Raw genomic sequence first — 19132 nt, 5'->3', positions numbered from 1 at the left:
GCGGCGCCGCTGAAAAAAACCAAGCAGTAAACAACGTCGTCCCCGCGAAGGCGGGGACCCAAGTTTTATGCGTTACCACAGCGCTTAACTTGGGTCCCCGCCTTCGCGGGGACGACGTTTTTAGGCTAACGACTTTTTGGGGCTAACGACGTTTTGGGGCTAACGACGTTTTGGGGCTGACGACGTTTTGGGGCCAACGCCGTTTTTAAGCTAACGACGTTTGGCCCGACGATTTACATCGGCGACTTGCAGTAACGCTCGACGTATTGCTGGTGCGACGGCAGCTGACTCACGGTCTTGTCGATCGACCCCTTGATCGACCCCAGGAACTGCGACAGCTCGATGTCGCCCATCAGGTCGGCCGCCTGGTGGTGGCTCGCCGGCATCACGCCCTGCCCCAGCATCACCTGGATCCACGAATTCTCGGCGAACAGCTCGTTCGAAATGCGGAACACGCGCCCGGTCTCGCGGAACAGGTCGATCTTGTGGCGCAGGCTGGCCGGCACGTCCATGTTGCGGGCGTCGCGCCAGTAGGGCGTGTCACCGCGGTTGGTGACGTGGTAGTGCAGGATGATGAAATCGCGGATGTGCTCGATCTCGGTCCAGGCCTGCTTGTTGTACTCGTCCACGTCCGACTGCGAAATGCCGTCGCTCGGGAACATCTGCATCAGGCGGACAATACTGCGCTGGATCAGGTGGATGCTGGTCGATTCGATCGGCTCGAGGAAGCCGCTGGCCAGGCCGATGGCCAGGCAGTTGCCCTTCCAGACCTGCCTGCGCTGGCCCGGCGTGAACTTGATCACGCGCGGCTTCATCAGGGCCTCGCCCTCGACATTGTCCATCAGGGCCTGGATCGCCTGCTCTTCCCCGGCGTAGCGGCTCGAGAACACGATGCCGTTGCCCACGCGGTGCTGCAGCGGGATGCGCCACTGCCAGCCGAAGCCGTGGGCGATCGAGCGGGTGTAGGGCACGGCTTCGCCCACCGACATCGTCTGCACCGCCGCCGCGCTGTCGTTGAACAGCCATTGCGACCAGTCCTCGTAGTCCACCTTCATGGCCTGGCCGATCAGGAGCGCGCGGAAACCGGTGCAGTCGATGAACAGGTCGCCCTCGATGTCGGCGCCGGAATCCAGGGTGATCGAGCGGATGTGGCCCGTCAGCGCGCTGGTGGTGACGTCGACGATCTTGCCCTCGATGCGCTGCACCCCGTGGCGCTCGCTGAACTGGCGCAGGAAGCGCGCGTAGGCGGTCGCGTCCAGGTGGTAGGCGTAGTTCATGCCGTCGCGCGGCAGGTGGGCGAAGCGCTTTTCCTGGGCCGCGCGCAGCTCCAGGCAGTAGTCGCCGTAGTCGCCCGCCAGGCCGCGCTCGCGGCCCTTGTGCCAGAAGTGCTGGAAGCCGGCGGTCCAGTGGTCGGTGCCGGTCATGCCGAAGGAGTGGATGTAGTCTTCCTTGACGTTGCGCCAGCCCTCGAAGCTGATGCCGAGCTTGAAGGTCGCCTTGGTGGCGGCCATGAACTCCTGCTCGTTAATCTCGAGCAGCTTGTGGAAGTGCACCAGGGTCGGGATGGTGGCCTCGCCCACGCCCACCGTGCCGATCTCGTCGGATTCGATCAGCTTGATGTCGAGGCGCTTGCCCAGCACCTTCGAGATGCAGGCCGCCGCCATCCAGCCGGCGGTGCCGCCGCCGGCGATCACCACCCGGCGCACCGGCCGCGCGCCGCCCGTCGTTTGCTTGCTGTGTTCCACGTCTGTCTCCTGTCAGCGGTTCATCCGCTTGAGTAATTGGGTGCGGATCGCGCGCGTCATGTCGTCGTCCAGCGGCGCCAGGATGCGGCGCGCGTCTTCCGGGATGTGGGCGGCGGTGTCCTCGTTGGCCTCGAACACGTAGTGGCGGAACAGGCCTTCCCAGGCCTTGCGCTGGGCCGGCGGCAGGTCGCGCACCGTCATCAGGGCGTGCATCAGGGCGTTGGTCGGCGTGTCCATGTAGCCCGGCGACTGGCGCCACCAGTAGTTCACCAGGATGTTGAAGCGGTCCAGCGCTTCCACATGGTGCCACCACATGCTGGGAATGAACAGGGCGTCGCCCGGCTCCATCTCGGCCACCTGGGCGTGTTCCAGGGCCTGGGCGAAGCGCGGGAATTTCTCGTAATCGGGCCTGGCGAAGTCCACCAGGCTGATGGCCTGGCCGGCCGGCGTGTAGTCGAGCGGGCCGACGTAGAGGTTGTTCAGCTGGTCCGGCGGGAACAGCGTGAAGCGGCGGTGGCCGGCGGCCACGCAGGCCAGGTTGTCCGGCAGGTCGTAGTGGGCGGCGATGCGGGTGCGGTTGCCGATCCACAGGCTCACCAGGGGGTCGCGCTCGCCCAGGTCGACGTCGTTCTCGGCGCGCAGGCCCGGCAGGCTGGTGTCGATCGTGGTCGAGCCCACGTAGATCGAGGGCGGCGGCTCGGTGTGGCGGTGCTTCTGCAGCTCGTCCAGCACGGCGTCCAGGCGCACCCGGATCGGGTAGAAATTGAAGCCGGTCAGGTCTTCGTTGTAGAAGTAGCGGCCCTCGATCTCGGGCGCGCCCAGCATGGCGTTGACCGTGGCGTCGCGGTAGAAGCGGCGCAGGTAGGCGTCGGCCTCGTCCTGCGAAGCGCGCGCTGCGCGCACCAGCGGCCAGTCGGCCACCAGGCCGCGCAGCAGCAGCGGCTCGGTGGAGGTCAGGATGGCGTCGCCCAGGTCGCCCGGGCGCAGGCCGGTGATTTCGCGGATTTTATTGGCGATCGGTAGCATGGCGCAGCCTGCGGTTCTTGCGATCGATGAGATTGCGGAAGTTCGACAGCGAGGCCAGGGCGAAGTAGATCGGGGCCAGGTAGCCGGCGCGGTGCAGCTCGCCCAGGGCCTCGGCTTCCAGGGCGGCCAGGCGTTCTTCGTTGATGGTGTAGAAGCCCGACATGCGGTTCATCGAGCCGTCGTCGAGCTGGATGTCGAGCGCGAAAGTCTCGAGCAGCTGGTATTTCTCGAGCGCGGCCATGAAGCCGGCTTCGCGCTGCAGGCCGTGGTGGATGGTCGACAGGATGCTGTTGACGGTGTCGAGGTATTCGGTGCTGCCGCCGTGCTCGAGGAACACCGGCACGCCTTCGGTGCGGCTGACGCGCGGGTTGTCCAGGTCGACCTGGATCATCAGTTCCTCGCCGCGCAGGCCGATCATGAAGGGCTGGCGCTGGATCAGCAGCGGGATCACGGGCGCGTCCCAGCCGTCCTGGCCGAGGAACAGGTTTTCGTTCTCGGTGAAGCCGAACAGCACGATCGCTTCATAAGGAATGCCGTCTTCCATCTTGCGGAAGATGATCGGGTAGGTCGACTGCAGCGTGCGGAACTCGTTGGAGTAGGTCGGGCACCAGGCGATCTCGTCGCCCAGGCCGGGACGGTGATCGGTGATGATGCGCAGGTCCTTGTGCTCGACGTTGTTCAGCAGGGCGATGTTGGGCATGTGTGTCTCTTTCTTTCTGGTTTATCGTTGTTGCAGCCCATGACGCCGGATATGGTCGATGAGTGCGCGGTTGTCCGGCAGGGCCGGCAGCATCCGGCGAGTCAGGCTCGCCGCTTCGCGCAGGTAGCTGTCGGCCAGCGCCGCGTCTTCATGACGCAGCGCCGGCCCGGGTTCGTGGCGGAAGCCCATTCCGTACATGACGTACTGGTAGCTCGCCGCCGGGAATACTTCCTGGATGCGGTTGATATCGTAGCGCGAGGGAGGGCGGTGGCGCCAGAGGGTCAGCAGATTCGCCAGCCGCTCCGGGATGGTTTCCGGGCGCCGGTTGTCGCGCCAGTAGTCGCTGTCCTCGCGTCGGCTCAGCACGTAGTGCAGCTTGAGGAAGTCGATCACCCGCTCCCAGCGGTAGGTGAAGGTCTCGTTGAAACGTTGCGCGCACGCGTCGAGCTGGTCGCGGGTGACCGGCATTTCGTCGGCCAGCATGGCGGCCGACAGCTCGACCATGGCCAGGGCCGAGGCCTCCAGCGGTTCGATGAAGCCGGCCGACAGGCCGATGGCGACGCAGTTGCGGTGCCAGAATTTCTCGCGGTAGCCGGGCTGGAAGCCCAGCTTGCGCGGCGCCGGGATCTCGCCCGTGACGCCGGTGGACTTGAGGTAGGCGCGCAGCTCGCGCTCGGCCTCTTCGTCCGAGACGTGGGCGCTGGAATACACATGACCCACGCCGCGCCGGGTCGGCAGGCCGATGTCCCAGATCCAGCCCGCGCTCTGCGCGGTGGAGGTGGTCTGGGAGGCGATCGGGTCGTTCTCGCCGGCATAGGGCACCTGCACCGCCAGCGCGCTGTCGTTGAACAGCACGTGCTTCTGCGACAGCAGGGGCACGCCGTAGTGCTTCCCGAGCAGCATGGACTGCATGCCGGTGCAGTCGACGAACAGGTCGGCTTCGAGCTCGCCGTGCTCCTTGGTGTGCAGGGCCGCGATGTCGCCGTTCTCGTGCGAGCGGATGCCGGTGACGTGGTCGGGCACGTAGTGCACGCCCAGCTTCTCGAGGCAGTGAGCCTTGAGGAAGAGGCCGAACTTGCCGGCGTCCAGGTGGTAGCCGTAATTGGCCACGCCCGCGAATTCGGGGGTGCTCACCTGCTTGGGCGCGCGCCCGGCCACGCACAGGTGGGGCTGGTAGCTCACCAGGTCGGCGAAGGGCACCTGTGCATGGCGCTTCTGCCAATGGCGTCCGAGGTCGGTCTCGCCATAGCCCTGGGGCAGGACGAAGGGGTGGAAGTAGTAGTCGTCTTCGGCGCCGCTGACCCAGCGGTTGAAGCGCGAGCCCTGCTTGAAAGCGGCGTCGCAGGAGCGGAAAAAGGCGGTTTCGGACACCCCGGCCTCGCGCAGGGTATCGCGCATGGTGGGCCAGGTGCCCTCGCCCACGCCAATCGGCGCGACGTCGGGGGATTCGATCAGCGTGATGCGCAGGCCGCCGTGTTCGAGCGGGCGGTAGCGCGCGGCGAGAACGGCGGCGGTCAGCCAGCCGGCCGACCCGCCGCCTACGATCACGACGTGACTGATGGTGCTCGTCACCATGGGGGGCTTCCTGAAAAAAGCGATGCGGGAAGTCTAACCCGGATCGGGCCGCGGCGAAACACCCGCGGCCCCTTCCTGCTACGCGATCATCAGAACTTGTAGCGCGCCGCCACCATGTAGCGCGGGCCGGACTGCACCACGTACAGCGCCTGGTTCTTGGTGCGGCCATGCACGCGCGAGGTCTCGTCGGTCAGGTTGATGCCCTCGAACTGCAAGCTCAGGTTCTTGTTGATGTTGTAGCCGATGCTCAGGTCCAGCTGGCCGTAGGCTTCGACGTAGTTCGGGTTGGGGCCCGCGCCGTCGAAGGTCGAGGACAGGAACTTGTCGCGCCAGTTGTAGGCCGCGCGCACGTTCCACTTGTCGTTCTCGAAGATACCCACCAGGTTGGCCGAGTCGCTCAGGCCGACCAGCGCGAACTGCTCGCCGACGCTGGCGTTGTTGTACTGCAGACCCGAGTGCACGTAGGTGTAGTTCGCCGCCAGGCCGAAACCGCTGTTGCCGAACATGTGCTGGAGGTTGAATTCCAGGCCGCGGATGCGGTCGCGCTTCTGGTTCGAGAAGGTGGTGATGCGGAAGTTCGCCACCGGATCGGTCGCGGTCGCGGTGATCACGCCGGTCGGGTTGCCCGCGCCGTCATCCGGGCCGCGTTCCACGCCAGGCTGGCCGGCGAAGTTGCGCAGGATGTAGTTGCGGATGCAGGTGGTGTCGCCGTTGCCGCAGCCATTGGCCAGCGCCGCGTTCCAGTAGGCGCCGCCGACCGGGGTGCGCACGCCGAAGGGCTGGGCAATGATCTGCGACTGGCCGGCGTAGTTGTCCAGGTGCTTGCGGAAGTGGTTCAGCGAGACGAAGCTCGACTTCGCGTAGTACCACTCGAAGGCCAGGTCGATGTTCTTCGACTTGACGGGCTTCAGCGCCGGGTTGCCCTGGTTGCCGGTGCCGCCTTCGACGCGCGCCAGGTTGTCGAGGGTCTGGCCGCCGGCGATCTGGTCATAACGTGGTCGGCCGATGGTTTCGCCATAGCTGAAGCGCGCCTTCATGTCCGAACGCAGGTCGACGTCGGCGTCGAAGCTCGGCAGCACGTGGTTGTACTTGCCCTTGAGGGTGGTGAAGCCGGCGTCGCCGAACTTGATCGGCAGCTCGTTCTGCGAAACCCAGGTGATCGCCAGCGGGGTCGGCACCAGCGCGGTCGAGGTGACGTCGGTCTTCTCGTAGCGCACGCCGATCGAGGTGTGCAGCGGGAAGCGGGTATCCCAGTCGGTGTTGAACTGAAGGTACAGGCTCTTCGACTTCTCTTCCGTGCGGCGGTCGGTGTCGTAGGTGGTCTTCGGCGTGTACAGGTCGGGGCGGCCGGTGGCCTTGATCGCCAGGTTGCGCACTTCTTCGAAGTCGAAGGTGTTGAACTGGTTGAACAGGTTCGGGTTGCCGCTGCCGCTCAGGTTGTCGAAGTACTTGCGCAGGGTCTCGCGGTGGAAGGCGCTGGCCGGGTAGTCGGCCGGGCTGGTGGCGCCGGTCCAGGTGTCGCGCTGCTGCACCGAGAAGGCCGAGCGGTAGTCGACCTTGGTCGCCGCCAGGCCGAACTTCAGCTCGGACGCTTCGAGCATCTTCCAGCTGCCGTGGGTCTGGACCTGGTCGATCTCAGTCTTCATGTAGCCGTTCTCGAACACCGAGCCGGTGACCTGCTGCGGGGCGCGCGCGAAGTCGGCGCCCTTGATGCTCAGGACCGGGAATTCCTGGGTGAAGTCGACCGAGGTGTCGCCGCGGCTGAAGCTCGCGGTGCCCAGGGTGTTGCTCGAACCGTAGGGGCTGTCCGGGGTCGATTCGGCGGTCGAGTGGTGGATGTCGAACTCGAGGCGGACGTCGCTGTTGACCTTCCAGGCCGCGTTGAAGCCGAGCGACTTGTTCTCGTTCTTGGTGGCGAAGTCCGCCGCGCCCATGGCGATGTCGCTGTTGCCGGCCGGGATCAGCTCGGTGTACACCAGCGGGCTGGCGACCGGGCCGTCGGTCCAGGAGCTCGACGAGGGGCCGAAGTTGAACCAGGCCGAGACGTCGTTGCGACGGGTCTGGACCTTGTTTTCCGAGTAGGTGTAGTCGAGGGTGGTGGTCAGCGCCTTGGTCGGGGCGAACTGGAACACCACCTGGCCGTTGGTGCGCTGGCGCTGCACGCCGTTCAGGCTGTAGTTCAGGTTCTGCGGGACCTGGTAGACGTCGCCCGGCTTCGGACGGTTGGTGATCAGCTCCGAGCCCGGGGTGCCCGGCTGGGGAATGGTGCCCCAGTTGTTCTCGTCGCCGCGGAACGGGCCTTTCCAGCCGTTGCCCACCGAAGCCTGGTTGAAGCCCAGGTTGCGTTCCTGGTAGCTGCCGGTGATCGCGATGCCGAAGCGGCCGTCGGCCGAGGTGTTCGAATAGATGCCCGAGATTTCCGGGGTCACGTTGTCGCCGCGCCTGACGTCGTCGGGCAGGTTCAGGGCGGACTTGTCGTACACGCCCTTGACGCCGACGCTGGCCTGCAGGCCGGGACGCGAGAGCGGACGCGGGGTGATGATGTTGATGGTGGCGCCGATGCCGCCGGTCGGGGTTTCGGCGCGGGCCGACTTGTACACCTGGATCTGCGAGACCGATTCCGAGGCCAGGTTGGCGAAGTCGAAGGCGCGGCCGTTGCGGTCGCCCAGGCCGGAGGTCGGCATCTGGCGGCCGTTCAGCAGCACCAGGTTGAAGTCGGGGCCGACGCCGCGCACGGTGACCTTGGAGCCTTCGCCGATGCTGCGGTCGATCGACACGCCCGAGATGCGCTGCAGCGATTCGGCCAGGTTGGTGTCGGGGAACTTACCGATGTCTTCGGCCACGATGCCGTCGACGAAGCCTTGCGCATTGCGCTTGAGGTTCAGCGAGGATTCCAGCGATGCGCGCAGGCCGGTGACGACCACGGTCTGGGTGGTGCCGCCGGGCGACAGGCCGGGGGCGCTGGCGGTGTCGGTGGCCTGGGAAGCCGCGCTGGTCGGGGTCGTCGATGCGCTGCTCGAGGATGCCGCCTGGTCCTGGGCGGATGCCGGCAGATAGGCCGCGCAGGCGCTGGCTACTGCCAGGCTCATCAGTGTCTGTTTCGCCTTGGGGTAATACATGTGCTCTCCTGTTATTGTAAATATGACCGTCACCCAACCACGGTCTTGTCACTCGTCTCCACTACCAGCCGAAGGCGCCACGCGCCTCGCTCCGACCGCCACATCGCCTATCCCTGGACCCGGACACCTCCTTGCCTACGTCGTGCGCCGGACCCTGCCGGCAAGCCCGGCGGCGCCGGGTTCCATGTGCGCGAAACCCCGGCCTGCAAGCGGCGCAGCGAGGACCTGCGGCCGGGGCCGAGGTCCTCGCTGGTTTGCGGATCGGGTGATGCGCTGCGCTGTTTCATCTGTCCTCGCCGATGCGTCGAGAGAGAACTTCATCCGGTCATGGAAACGTTTCCATGTGAGTTGTTTGAATATTAGGGTTAGCAAAAAAAATTGTCAACGGAATATTCCATATAGATATGGGTCGATATGCGGCAGTTTTGCAACACCGTGCCGGCCTGCCGCTGCATCCAGGGCGACGCCCCTGGTGATGCGGCGCGCAGCGTCTTGTTGACACTGTTTTTTCCAAGGTGCTATAGTCGGCTTGTCTTTTTGGTAACGTTTCCAAACTCACCGGGAGAAACCGCTCCGTGGAACGCCCTGCCCTTCCCTCTTTCCGGCCGCCTGCACGCCGGTCCGCGCGGCTGTTCGCGGCCTGCGCCGCCTTGGTCGCCGGCGTGTTCGCGGCTGAAGCCGCGCTGGCCCAGGACGGCGCCTTCCGCTGGCCGGGCGGCGCCCGCGCCGCCGTCAGCCTGGCCTACGACGACGCCCTCGATTCCCAGCTCGACCACGCGATTCCCGCCCTCGACCGCCATGGGCTCAAGGGCAGCTTCTACCTGCAGCTCTCGAATCCGGCGGTCGCCCAGCGCATGGGCGAATGGCGCGCGGCGGCGCAGCGCGGACACGAACTGGGCAACCACAGCCTGTTCCACCAGTGCTCGGCATCCATCGCGGACCGGGCCTGGGTGCAGGCCCACCGCAACCTCGACACCACCACGCCGGAACAGATGCGCGACCAGGTCCTGCTCGGCAACACCATGCTGGAAGCGCTCGACGGCCGGCGCGAGCGCACCTATACCGCGCCTTGCGGCGACACCAGGGCGGCCGGCCGCGATTACGTCGCGGCGCTGCGCACGGCCTTCGTCGCGATCAAGGCCGGCGGCGGCGAGCGCGTGGCCTCGAGCATGGCCGGCTTCGACCCGTATGCGGTGCCGGTGGTGGCGCCGGTGGGCTCCAGCGGCAAGGAGCTGATCGAACTGGTGCGCCAGGCCGGCGCACGCGGCACCATGGTCGCCTTCACCTTCCACGGCATCGGCGGCGACTACCTGAGCGTGTCGGCCGAGGCCCACCAGGAACTGCTGCGCTACCTGGTCGCGCACAAGGACGAGTACTGGACCGACACTTTTCTCAACATCATGAAGCACGTCAAGCAGGAGCAGGCGCGCCAGCCTGCCGCGCGCTGACGGCCACTGGAGACCCCATGCCCTTCACCACCAGACTGGCCGCACTGGCCGCCTTCGCCGCCCTCACCCTGTGCGCGGGATGCGCCACCCGGAGCGCGCCCGCCGGCTTCGACCCCGCCGCCGGCTGGACCCTCGACTGGAGCGACGAATTCGACGGCGACACCCTCGACCGCGGCAAGTGGGTGGCCGAAACCGGCGGCCACGGCTGGGGCAACAACGAGATGCAGTACTACACCGGGCGGCCGGAGAACGTGCGCGTGAGCGGCGGCATGCTGGTGATCGAAGCGCGCAGGGAGCGCTACGAGAACCGCGAGTACACCTCGGCGCGCCTGAAGACGGCCGGCCTGTACGAGCGCATGCACGGACGCTTCGAGGCGCGCATCAAGCTGCCGAAAGGCCAGGGCATCTGGCCGGCGTTCTGGATGCTGGGCGCCGACATCGGCAAGGTCGGCTGGCCGCGCTCGGGCGAGATCGACATCATGGAGAACATCGGCAAGGAACCGTCCACGGTCCACGGCACCCTGCACGGTCCGGGCTACTCGGGCGAGAAGGCCTATGGACAGCCCTCGAAGCTGGACCAGGGCGCCTACGCCGACGACTTCCATGTGTTCGCGGTCGAATGGGAGCCGGGTGAAATCCGCTGGTACCGCGACGGCATCCACTACCACACCGCGAAACCCGGGCTGGTGAACGGGGACTGGGTGTTCGAGCATCCCTTCTTCATCCTGCTCAACCTGGCGGTGGGGGGCTATTGGCCGGGTTATCCGGACAGCAGCACCGTGCTGCCGCAGCAGATGCTGGTGGACTACGTGCGGGTCTACCGCAAGACGGCGCCGGGCGGCTGAGCCGTCCCGACAGGGCCGGTTTCCTGCGGTCCGCACCGCCGATCCTGCAGTCCGTCGCAATCCGGCAGGCAGATCCGGGAAGCTGGCTTAGTCTGGCATCATCGACACCTTTCCCGGAGAACCACCATGCAAACACTGCTGACCGCCGCCGTCGCCGCCGCCCTCACCTTCGGCGCCAGCGCCGCCTTCGCCGAGGAGGCCGTGCGTGAAAACCGCAGCGTCGACGCCAGGGTCAACAAGGTCAGGCTGGGCGGCGTGGTCGACCTGGTCCTGCGCCAGGGCGCGACCCCTTCGCTGGTGCTCAGCGGCGACCGCCGCTACGTCGGACGCATCACCACCGCCCAGCGTGGCGATACCCTGGAAATCGGCACCGAATCCTTCAACACCCGCAAGGGCGACATGGAGCACAGGCTGCGCGCCGAACTGACGGTGCCGAACCTGGCCGAGTTTTCCTCGAGCGGCGTGGGCAGCTCCACCGTCAGCGGGTTCTCGGGCGAGGCCGTCAAGCTGGCCCTCGACGGCGCGGGCGCGGTCACCGTCGACGGCGGCTTTCGCCGGATCGACGCCCGCCTGGGCGGGGTCGGCGCGATGACCATCAACGGCGTGCGCGCCGAACGGGTCGACCTCGACATGCGCGGCGCCGGCCGCATGACGGTCCAGGGCCAGACCCGCACGCTGCAGGCCAGACTGGGCGGCGTCGGCAGCCTCGAAGCCAGGGACCTGCAGGCCGAATCCGTCGACCTCGACCTGACCGGCCTGGGCGGCGCCACGGTGCGCGCCAGCCAGGCGGCGGACGTGCGCCTGAGCGGCCTCGGTTCGGCCACCGTGCTGGGCAACCCGGCCAAGCGCAACGCCAATGCCAGCGGGCTGGGCAAGATCAACTGGAAATGAGCTGCTAACAGGACTCGCCGCAGCAGGCAGGCAAGGCAGCGCTTAGCCTGCCTTGCCTGCGCCAGCGGGCAAGGCGGGCGTGTCGCGGGCAGCGGCCGAGCTCGCCGTTCCCACTGCAGGCGCCGCCGGCGCCGCGTCATCCAGCGGCCGCAGCACCAGGCCGCGACGCGGCAGGTCGCGTCCCAGCACCAGCCGCAGGTTGGCCGGAGCGCAGTCGCTTACCTCGCGCAACTGCACCTCGTCGATCCGTTCGGCCAGGCGCTCGGCCTGCGCGCGGAAGGCCGCTTCGTAGTCGATGCGGGTGCGCCGCACCGCGAAGCCCTTGTGGTTCGACAGCCGCGTCACCTTCAGCCCGGAGACCTCCTGCTGGCCGAGCTGTCGCGCGAGCGCGCGCGCCATGCCGGTGACGCCGTTGCCGTTGCGGATCTCCAGGCGCGCCACGCCGGCATGCTCGAGCGGCGCCGGCGTGTCCGGCGCGAGCGGTTCGGGCGCCGGCGCGGGCGTGTCCTTGCCGCGTCTCAGTTCCAGCAGGCCGCCCTCGTCCGGGTGCAGCTCGGCCTGCAGCCACTCCCTTTCCTCGCGCGGGGCCTCGGCCTGGCGGTCCGCCGCCCGCCGGATCGCCGCCACCGGGGTCCTGCCGCCCACCGCCGCCAGGTCGGCGCGCAGGTCGTGCCGGCGCAAGGCCTCGGCCTGGCGCAGCATCTGCGCGGCGCGCCCTTCCTGGCCCAGCTTGCCCAGGGTCTCGCCCAGCAGCTGCCAGGAGCGGTGGTTGAGCGGATCGAGCAGGCAGGCCTTTTCCAGGGCTACCAGGGCCTGGTCGTAGTCGCCGCTCAGGAAGTAGGCGTGGCCCAGGTTGCCGAACAAATAGGCCTTGCCCGGCCCGGAGGCCATGTTCAGCGAGGCGGTCAGTTCGCGCCAGATGCGCACCGCGGCGGCGAAGTCGCGCTGCTCGGCGTGCAGGGTGGCCAGGCCATTGCGGGCGTCCACGTGCTGCGGGTCGGCTCGCAGCGCGGCCTGGTAGGCGGCGCGCGCCTCGTCGTAGCGGCGCGCCAGGTGGTGGTTGCGGCCGGCCAGGTAGGCGTCGGCGGCGGCCGTCGGCGCGTCGGTTGGCGCGGCGGATGGCGAAATTTCCGGCCGCAGGGAGGTGCAGGCCAGCAGGCCGGCGCCGGCGCAGGCCAGCGCCAGGGTGCGCAGCGTGGGGAGCTTGGGCAGGGTGCGGGAACGGATCGGGGTTCGCATGGCAATCTCCATCAGGGTTCAGCGCGCGCCGGGCAGCGCGCTCAGGGTGCGCGACAGCTGGATCGCGGCTGGCCCGAGCAGCACCATCATCAGCGTCGGGAAAATGCAGAAGATCAGGGGGAACAGCAGCTTGAGGCCGATCTTGGCGGCGCACTCCTCGGCGCGCACGCGGCGCTTGTGGCGCAGGGTATCGGCGTACACGCGCAGCGAGTCGCCCACGCTGGTGCCGAAGCGCTCGGACTGCACCAGCATCGCCACCAGGGTGTCGACGTCCTCGACGCCGGAGCGCAGCGCGAAGTTGCGCAGCGCCCTCTCCTTGCTGAAGCCGGCCCGCATCTCCATCAGCACCAGCTGCAGCTCCTGGGCCAGCACCAGGCTCTTGATGTGGATCTCGCCCGCCACCTTGACCATGGCACGCTCCAGGCTCAGGCCGGCCTCCACGCACACGGTCAGCAGGTCGAGCGCGTCGGGAATGGTCTCGAAGATTTCGCGCCGGCGGCGCGCCACGATGCGTGCCAGCACCACGTTCGGCAGGTAGTAGCCGAGGGCCGCTGCCAGCAGCAGCACGGCCAGCAGCTTGTTCGCGCCCAGGCCGGCGCCGTACAGCACCAGGAAGGGCGAGGTCAGGAGCGGCAGCAGCAGCGCCAGGCCGGTCTTGGAGGCGAAGAACAGGGTGGGCGCGGCGGGATTGCGCCAGCCGGCATTCATGAAACGGGTGCGCAGGGCCGACTTTTCCCAGCCTTCCTCGGGGATCGAGAGCTTGGTGAGCGGCTTGGCGGCGCTGGCCACGCGCTCGAACCAGGCCTGGCCGGCCGCCCCTGCCCCGGCTTCGCCCTCGGCGGCGGCCGCGCCGCCTCCGAGGAAGCGGCGCAGGCGCTCGCGCAGCGCGAGCGGGGCGAACAGCGCCAGGCCGAGCCAGCCGAGGCCGCAGATCACGAAGAAGACGATGGCCAGGAAGACGAGTTGGGAGGATTGCATGGTTTCACCTCGGGAGTCGGCTCAGATGCGGATGCGGATGACCTTGCGCAGCCAGAACACGCCGATCACGATCATGCCGGCGCCGTACCACAGCAGGCGCTGGCCGGACGGGTCCTTCCACAGCATGCCGACGTAGTCCGGGCTGGTGAGCGTCATGACCGCCATCACCCCGAAGGGCATCAGGCCCAGGATCCAGGCCGACATGCGCCCCTCGGCCGAGAGCACGCGCACGTGCGCCACCAGCTTCAGGCGGGCGCGGATGATCTGGCTGATGTTGCCGAGGATCTCGGCCAGGTTGCCGCCCGATTCGCGCTGGATCAGCACCGCGATGATCAGGTAGCGCAGGTCGGTCAGCGGCACCCGCGCCGCCATCCCGTGCAGCGCCTCGTTCATCGGCACGCCGTAGTTGATCTCTTCGCGCGCGATGCGGAATTCGCTGCTGAGCGGCTCGGGCAGCTCGTTGCCGACGATTTGCAGCACGTTGCTGAAGGAGTGGCCGGCGCGCAGCGCGCGCGCGATGAAGTCGGCCGCCTCGGGCAGCTGCTGCTCGATGCGCAGCAGGCGGCGCCGGCGCGCGCGGCGCAGGGCCAGCCAGGGCAGGCTGGCAGCGGCCAGCCCGAGCGCCAGCCAGGCGGCCAAGGGAAGCGGCCAGCCGCTCGACACCAGCAGGGCCGCGCCCAGGCAGGCGCCGGACCAGGCCAGGAACTGGCCCACCGACCAGTGCGACCCCGCCTGCACCAGCAGGACGTCGACGCGGTGCGCCAGCCCGGCGCGGTGCAGCAGGCGGTCGAGGGCGGGCGCGCTGCTGTAGCGGCGCTGCTTGAGGATCGAGATGCGCTCGCCGCCGCGCCCCACCCCGCCCGACATCAGCTGCAGCCGGCGCGCGATGCGGCGCGCCGCCGCGCCGTGGGTGCCCATCCACCACAGGTAGATGCCCTCGACGGCGAGGATCACCGCCGCGAACATGAACACCACGAAACCGTAGAACAGCGCGTCCATGCCGCCCCCTCAGTCGAAGACCCGGTCGGGGTCGAAGGCGTCGTCGGGCACCGGCACGCCGAACAGGCGCAGGCGGTCGGCGAAGCGCGGGCGCACCCCGGTGGCGCAGAAGTGGCCCAGCACCTTGCCGTCGGCGGCCACTCCGCGCTGCTCGAAGCGGAAGATCTCCTGCATCGAGACGATGTCGCCCTCCATGCCGGTGATCTCCTGCAGGCTGACCACCTTGCGGGTGCCGTCGGTCAGGCGCGAGACCTGCACCACCACCGTCACCGCCGACACGATCTGCTGACGGATCGCGCGCTGGGTGAGGTTGGCGCCGGCCATGCTGACCATGTTCTCCAGCCGCGACAGGGCGTCGCGCGGGGTGTTCGAGTGGATGGTGGCGAACGAGCCCTCGTGGCCGGTGTTCATCGCCTGCAGCATGTCGAGCGCCTCGGCGCCGCGCACTTCGCCCAGGATGATGCGGTCGGGGCGCATGCGCAGCGCGTTGCGCACCAAGGCGCGCTGGGTCACCTCGCCCTTGCCCTCGATGTTGGGCGGGCGCGTCTCGAGGCGCACCACGTGCGGCTGGCGCAGCTGCAGCTCGGCGGCGTCCTCGATCGTCACCACCCGCTCGCTGGGCGGGATGAAGCCGGAGATCAGGTTCAGCAAGGTGGTCTTGCCGCTGCCGGTGCCGCCCGAGATCAGGATGTTCACCTTGGCCACGCCCAGGCCTTCCAGCACCTTGATCATGGGCGGGGTCAGGCTCTTGTAGTCGAGCAGGTTCTGCACCGTCAGCGGGCTGGCGCCGAAGCGCCGGATCGAGAGCAGCGGGCCGTCCACCGCCAGCGGCGGGATGATCGCGTTCACGCGCGAGCCGTCCGGCAGGCGGGCGTCGACCATCGGGCTCGACTCGTCCACCCGGCGCCCCACGCGCGAGACGATCTTCTCGATGATCTTCATCAGGTGGGCGTTGTCGTGGAAGCTGATGTCGGTGAGCTCCAGCTTGCCGCGCCGCTCGACGTACACCTTGCTGGCGGTGTTGACCAGGATGTCCGAGACGCTGGGGTCGTTCAGCAGCGGTTCGAGCGGGCCGAAGCCGAGCATTTCGTGCTGGATGTCGAGCACCAGGTGATGGCGCTCGTGCTGGTTGAGGACGATGCGCTCCTCCTCGATGATGCGCTGGACCAGCAGCGCCAGCTCGTGCTTGAACTGCTCGGGCGTCAGGCGCTTGAGGCGCTCCAGGTCGATCCGGTCGAGGATCATCTGGTGCATCAGCTTCTTGAGCTCCTGGAAGGCCTGGTTGCCGGCATCCGGCAGGCCGCCCGTCGCCGGACGTTCCTGGCCGGATCCCGCAAGTCGTTCGCGTAAGGACATGGACGGCTCCAATCATCAATTGTCGTGTGCCGGCGGGGGCGCCTGGCCGGCGGCGCCCGGCGCCCCGGCTAGGCGCCCCCGCCGAACAGGCGGTCGAGCAGGCCCTTGCTTTCCTGGACCCGGCGCGAGGTCACCAGCTCGACCATCTCGGCCAGGCTGCGCGCCGCCGCGCTCGAGCGCGACAGCTGCAGCACCGGCACGCCCTGGTTCACCGAATCGGTGACGGCGATGTAATCGTTGGGGAAGGTGTGCATCACCTCGCAGCCCAGGGCCGCGTGCAGGTCCTGCAGGCGCAGCTTGCCGCCCTTCTCGTAGCGGTTGACGATCAGGCGGATGTTGTCCAGCACGTAGCCGAGCGAGCGGAAGATGTCGAGCAGGCGGCGCGCGTCGCGGATGTCGGGCAGGGCCAGCTGCAGCACCGGATAGATGGTGTCGGTGATGTCGAGCGCGCGCAGCGACACCGCGTCGATCTGGCGCCCGACGTCGAGCAGCACGTAGTCGTAGTGCTGGCGCGCCATGCGCAGCACGGTGTCGATGTGCTCCGGCTTGGCCTCCTTGGCCTGCGAGGGATCGTCGGCCGCCGCCAGCACGCCGAAGCCGGGCGTCACGTGCACCAGGCAGGAATCGAGGAAGGGCGCGTCCACCCGGTGGATCTGGGCGCACACGTCGGACAGGGTCATGGCCGGCTTCTGGTCCGACACGTACAGGGCGGCGTCGCCGAACTGGCCGTGCAGGTCGATCAGCAGCACCTTCTTGCCGGCCAGGGTCGCCAGCGCGTAGCCGAAATTGGTCGAGATGAAGGTCGCGCCGCTGCCGCCCTTGCAGGCGATGAAGGCGAGCACCTTGCCGTCGCGCAGGGCGGACACCCCGGCGGCGGTCGAGATCCGGTCCATGGCCTCGTGGAAGGCGCGGTGCACCAGGGGCAGCTGCAGCACTTCGCGCACCCCGGCGCGCATGGCGGTGATCAGGAGTTCGGGCTGGTTGTGGTCGGTCAGCAGCATGAGCTGGGCCGAGGGGTACTGGCGGCCGACGCGCTCGAGCAGCGCCGCTTCCAGCGGTTCGGTCTCGCTGGCGTCGATGATCACCAGCTGGGGGCTGTCGGCCTCGGGGCGGTCGAGCGCTTCGCGCAGGCTGGCGCGGGTGGCGGCCAGGTGCAGGGGCGGCACCCGGGCCGCGCCCTGGGACGCGATCTCCGAGTACAGCTGGCTGTCGCGGCTGATCAGGAGCGCTCTCATGGCATCCTCGGGGCGCCGGGGCGGCCGGCGTTCATTTGCTTAAGCCGCTGGACACCAGCGGGGCGGATGCGGCGGGTTCGGGACGGGCGAACGAGCGCTGGTAGCGGTCGTGGGCCGCGCGAGCGGCGCGGCCGTCGATGCCCGCGGCCGGATCGAGATTGGGATTGGCCGCGGCGGCGGGATCGGCCACCTGGGCCGCCAGGTTGGCGCGCACGGCGCGGCCGAACTCGCGGTCCAGGGTGGGCGTGGAGGACGCGCAGCCGGCCAGGATGACGGCGGCCGTCGCGGTGGCGAGCGCCTGCGGCAGGCGGCGGAACGGACGGGTCATTGTGCTGTCCATGGCCTTTTTCCTTGTGCTGTATCTCGGGGTGGGTGGAAGTGCTCAGCGAAGTTCGAAGCCGCCCGCGGTCGCGGCCGGCGCCGCCGCGGGCGCGGCGGGCGGCGCGGAGACGGCGGGGGCCGAGAGTTCGGCGGTGGTCGCGGCGGGCGGCTCGCCCTCCATCCGCCCGCCCAGCAGGAACTCGGCGCGGCCGGGGGCCCCGGCCTTGTCGGTGGGCAGGCTGTAGCCGGGGCCGGCCAGCGGCTTGACCAGGCGCGCGGTGATCACGAACACCAGCTCGGTGCGGTCCTGCTGGTAGTCGGTGCTGCGAAACAGCGCGCCCAGCACCGGGATCTCGCCCAGCAGCGGCAGGGCCTTGAGGTTGGTCACCAGGTTATTCTTCACCAGGCCGCCGATGGCGAAGCTCTGCCCGTCGTAGAGCTGCACCGTGGTGCTGGCGCGGCGCGTGGTCACCAGGGGCATGATGGCGGTGCCGTTGATGCCGACCGCGCTGATGCCGATCCCTTCGCGCGACAGTTCCGAGACCTCGGGCGCGACCCGCAGGTTGATGCGTCCGCCGCTCAGCACGGTCGGGGTGAAGCGCAGGCCGACCCCGAACTCCTTCTCTTCCAGGGTGACCTTGTTGTTCTCCTGGGAGACCGGGATGTAGAACTTGCCGCCGGCCAGGAAAGTGCCTTCCTGGCCGCTGATCGCCAGCACGTTCGGCTCGGCCAGGATGCGCACCAGGCCGTCCTGCTTGTCGGCTTCCAGGGCGAAGCGGTTGCCGTTGGTCTTCTGGCCGCCGATGCCGCCGCGCGCCAGCCCGGTCAGGAAATCGGCGCCCAGCACCGTGGTCCAGCTGCCCGAGCCGAAGGAAAACAGGGTGTTGCCTTCGAGCCGCTCGATCAGGGAGCGCGAGACCTCGGCCACCTTGACTTCGAGCTGGACCTGCTGGGGCGCGCGCACCGACAGCAGGTTGACCACCCGCGCGCCCTCGCCGCCGCCGGCGCCGGCGCCCCCGGTCGGGACCGCGATCACGCCGTCGTGGTCGTTGTCCTTGGCGGCGCTCGACATCTGGCGCAGCGGCCGGCGCACGAAGGCCTGGGCCAGGTCGAGGGCGCGGACGGCGGCCTCGGTATCGCTCACGGCGCCGGTCAGCACCAGCGAATCGGCCGCGCCCAGCACCCGGATCTCCTTTTCTTCCGGCATGACCGCCGCCAGCGTGGCCTGCAGGCCGGACGGGTCGAGCGCGACCGTGATGTCGACGATGCTGCAGGCGCCGCTCCTGCCCTGCACGATCATGTTGGTGCTGCCGACATCGACCCCGGCCACGTACAGGGTGTCGGGCGCGACCAGCATGGCCTGGACCACCGCCGGGTTGCCGACGCTGCGCTGGCGCACCGGCTCGGGCAGGCGCAGCATGGTCGACTTGCCCAGGTGGAGCTGCATCGCGGCCGGACGCGCGGCTTCGCCGACGCAGGCGTCAGGACGCGGCGCCGGGCGCGCCGCGGGCTTGCCCGCCGGCGCGTCGGCGCGGGCCGCTGCGGGAGCCACTGCGGGCGCCGCTGCGGGCGCCGCTGCGGCGGCCCCGGCGGCAAGACTGGCGGCAAATCCGGCGCACAGGCGTGCGATCGTGAGGCATCTGTTCATGGCGTTC

General features: G+C 68.7%; 15 protein-coding genes. 3 read left to right on the top strand and 12 right to left on the bottom strand.

Annotated elements, in window-relative coordinates:
• Window positions 1–233: 233 nt before the first annotated feature.
• The 5 genes from B0920_RS24545 to B0920_RS24525 all read right to left on the bottom strand — a co-directional run bounded on the left by B0920_RS24545 (window position 234) and on the right by B0920_RS24525 (window position 8135).
• Window positions 234–1745: a tryptophan halogenase family protein gene (locus tag B0920_RS24545; protein ID WP_229456854.1), complete on the bottom strand. Its 1512-nt coding sequence runs from the start codon at window positions 1743–1745 to the stop codon at window positions 234–236.
• A 12-nt stretch (window positions 1746–1757) separates the two neighbouring features.
• Entirely contained in the window at window positions 1758–2771 is a 1014-nt protein-coding gene (locus B0920_RS24540) for a cupin-like domain-containing protein (protein WP_078035311.1), read from the bottom strand.
• The gene (locus B0920_RS24535; protein WP_078035310.1) at window positions 2752–3471 is read right to left on the bottom strand and encodes a SapC family protein; all 720 of its coding nucleotides are present in this window, start codon (window positions 3469–3471) and stop codon (window positions 2752–2754) included. The genes B0920_RS24540 and B0920_RS24535 overlap by 20 nt, the downstream gene beginning before the upstream one ends.
• Window positions 3472–3492: 21 nt before the next feature.
• The gene (locus B0920_RS24530) at window positions 3493–5046 is read right to left on the bottom strand and encodes a tryptophan halogenase family protein (RefSeq protein ID WP_078035309.1); all 1554 of its coding nucleotides are present in this window, start codon (window positions 5044–5046) and stop codon (window positions 3493–3495) included.
• A gap of 89 nt (window positions 5047–5135) precedes the next feature.
• Window positions 5136–8135: a TonB-dependent receptor gene (locus tag B0920_RS24525; protein ID WP_229456853.1), complete on the bottom strand. Its 3000-nt coding sequence runs from the start codon at window positions 8133–8135 to the stop codon at window positions 5136–5138.
• 605 nt (window positions 8136–8740) lie between these two features.
• On the opposite strand from B0920_RS24525, the gene B0920_RS24520 reads away from it, so the two are divergent.
• The 3 genes from B0920_RS24520 to B0920_RS24510 all read left to right on the top strand — a co-directional run bounded on the left by B0920_RS24520 (window position 8741) and on the right by B0920_RS24510 (window position 11349).
• Window positions 8741–9613 (top strand): polysaccharide deacetylase family protein, encoded by an 873-nt coding sequence (locus B0920_RS24520; protein ID WP_078035307.1) that lies wholly within the window; start codon window positions 8741–8743, stop codon window positions 9611–9613.
• Window positions 9614–9630: 17 nt separating this feature from the next.
• Entirely contained in the window at window positions 9631–10458 is an 828-nt protein-coding gene (locus B0920_RS24515; protein WP_078035306.1) for a family 16 glycosylhydrolase, read from the top strand.
• 126 nt (window positions 10459–10584) lie between these two features.
• Entirely contained in the window at window positions 10585–11349 is a 765-nt protein-coding gene (locus B0920_RS24510) for a head GIN domain-containing protein (RefSeq protein WP_078035305.1), read from the top strand.
• A 42-nt stretch (window positions 11350–11391) separates the two neighbouring features.
• Here B0920_RS24510 and B0920_RS24505 read toward each other — a convergent pair whose 3' ends face one another.
• The 7 genes from B0920_RS24505 to B0920_RS24475 all read right to left on the bottom strand — a co-directional run bounded on the left by B0920_RS24505 (window position 11392) and on the right by B0920_RS24475 (window position 19125).
• Window positions 11392–12588, bottom strand: a complete 1197-nt coding sequence (locus B0920_RS24505; RefSeq protein ID WP_179119285.1) for a LytR C-terminal domain-containing protein — start codon at window positions 12586–12588, stop codon at window positions 11392–11394.
• 18 nt (window positions 12589–12606) lie between these two features.
• Complete coding sequence (locus B0920_RS24500) at window positions 12607–13566, bottom strand: type II secretion system F family protein (RefSeq protein WP_078035303.1); 960 nt, start codon at window positions 13564–13566, stop codon at window positions 12607–12609.
• Between the two features lie 21 nt (window positions 13567–13587).
• On the bottom strand, window positions 13588–14565 hold the full coding sequence (locus tag B0920_RS24495) for a type II secretion system F family protein (protein WP_078035302.1): 978 nt from the start codon (window positions 14563–14565) through the stop codon (window positions 13588–13590).
• Between the two features lie 9 nt (window positions 14566–14574).
• Window positions 14575–15921: a CpaF family protein gene (locus B0920_RS24490; protein WP_078035301.1), complete on the bottom strand. Its 1347-nt coding sequence runs from the start codon at window positions 15919–15921 to the stop codon at window positions 14575–14577.
• Window positions 15922–15989: 68 nt separating this feature from the next.
• On the bottom strand, window positions 15990–17156 hold the full coding sequence (locus B0920_RS24485; protein ID WP_078035300.1) for an AAA family ATPase: 1167 nt from the start codon (window positions 17154–17156) through the stop codon (window positions 15990–15992).
• 31 nt (window positions 17157–17187) lie between these two features.
• A complete protein-coding gene (locus B0920_RS24480; protein WP_229456852.1) occupies window positions 17188–17496 on the bottom strand; it encodes a hypothetical protein in 309 nt (102 codons plus the stop codon).
• Between the two features lie 42 nt (window positions 17497–17538).
• Window positions 17539–19125, bottom strand: coding sequence for a type II and III secretion system protein family protein (locus B0920_RS24475; protein ID WP_078035348.1), 1587 nt, complete (start codon window positions 19123–19125; stop codon window positions 17539–17541).
• Window positions 19126–19132 lie beyond the last annotated feature (7 nt).

The sequence above is a fragment of the Massilia sp. KIM genome (genome assembly GCF_002007115.1).
Lineage (GTDB): Bacteria > Pseudomonadota > Gammaproteobacteria > Burkholderiales > Burkholderiaceae_D > Telluria.
The sequence above is the reverse complement of the archived record's forward strand: the minus strand, read 5'-3'. Positions and strand labels throughout refer to the sequence as shown.

Bases quoted from the DNA above. Each gene is read 5' to 3' on its own strand.
- B0920_RS24475 (WP_078035348.1), bottom strand. From the start codon at position 19,125: ATGAACAGATGCCTCACGATCGCACGCCTGTGCGCCGGATTTGCCGCC.
- B0920_RS24505 (WP_179119285.1), bottom strand. From the start codon at position 12,588: ATGCGAACCCCGATCCGTTCCCGCACCCTGCCCAAGCTCCCCACGCTG.
- B0920_RS24540 (WP_078035311.1), bottom strand. From the start codon at position 2,771: ATGCTACCGATCGCCAATAAAATCCGCGAAATCACCGGCCTGCGCCCG.
- B0920_RS24515 (WP_078035306.1), top strand. From the start codon at position 9,631: ATGCCCTTCACCACCAGACTGGCCGCACTGGCCGCCTTCGCCGCCCTC.
- B0920_RS24490 (WP_078035301.1), bottom strand. From the start codon at position 15,921: ATGTCCTTACGCGAACGACTTGCGGGATCCGGCCAGGAACGTCCGGCG.
- B0920_RS24500 (WP_078035303.1), bottom strand. From the start codon at position 13,566: ATGCAATCCTCCCAACTCGTCTTCCTGGCCATCGTCTTCTTCGTGATC.
- B0920_RS24530 (WP_078035309.1), bottom strand. From the start codon at position 5,046: ATGGTGACGAGCACCATCAGTCACGTCGTGATCGTAGGCGGCGGGTCG.
- B0920_RS24535 (WP_078035310.1), bottom strand. From the start codon at position 3,471: ATGCCCAACATCGCCCTGCTGAACAACGTCGAGCACAAGGACCTGCGC.
- B0920_RS24510 (WP_078035305.1), top strand. From the start codon at position 10,585: ATGCAAACACTGCTGACCGCCGCCGTCGCCGCCGCCCTCACCTTCGGC.
- B0920_RS24485 (WP_078035300.1), bottom strand. From the start codon at position 17,156: ATGAGAGCGCTCCTGATCAGCCGCGACAGCCAGCTGTACTCGGAGATC.
- B0920_RS24480 (WP_229456852.1), bottom strand. From the start codon at position 17,496: ATGGACAGCACAATGACCCGTCCGTTCCGCCGCCTGCCGCAGGCGCTC.
- B0920_RS24525 (WP_229456853.1), bottom strand. From the start codon at position 8,135: ATGAGCCTGGCAGTAGCCAGCGCCTGCGCGGCCTATCTGCCGGCATCC.
- B0920_RS24495 (WP_078035302.1), bottom strand. From the start codon at position 14,565: ATGGACGCGCTGTTCTACGGTTTCGTGGTGTTCATGTTCGCGGCGGTG.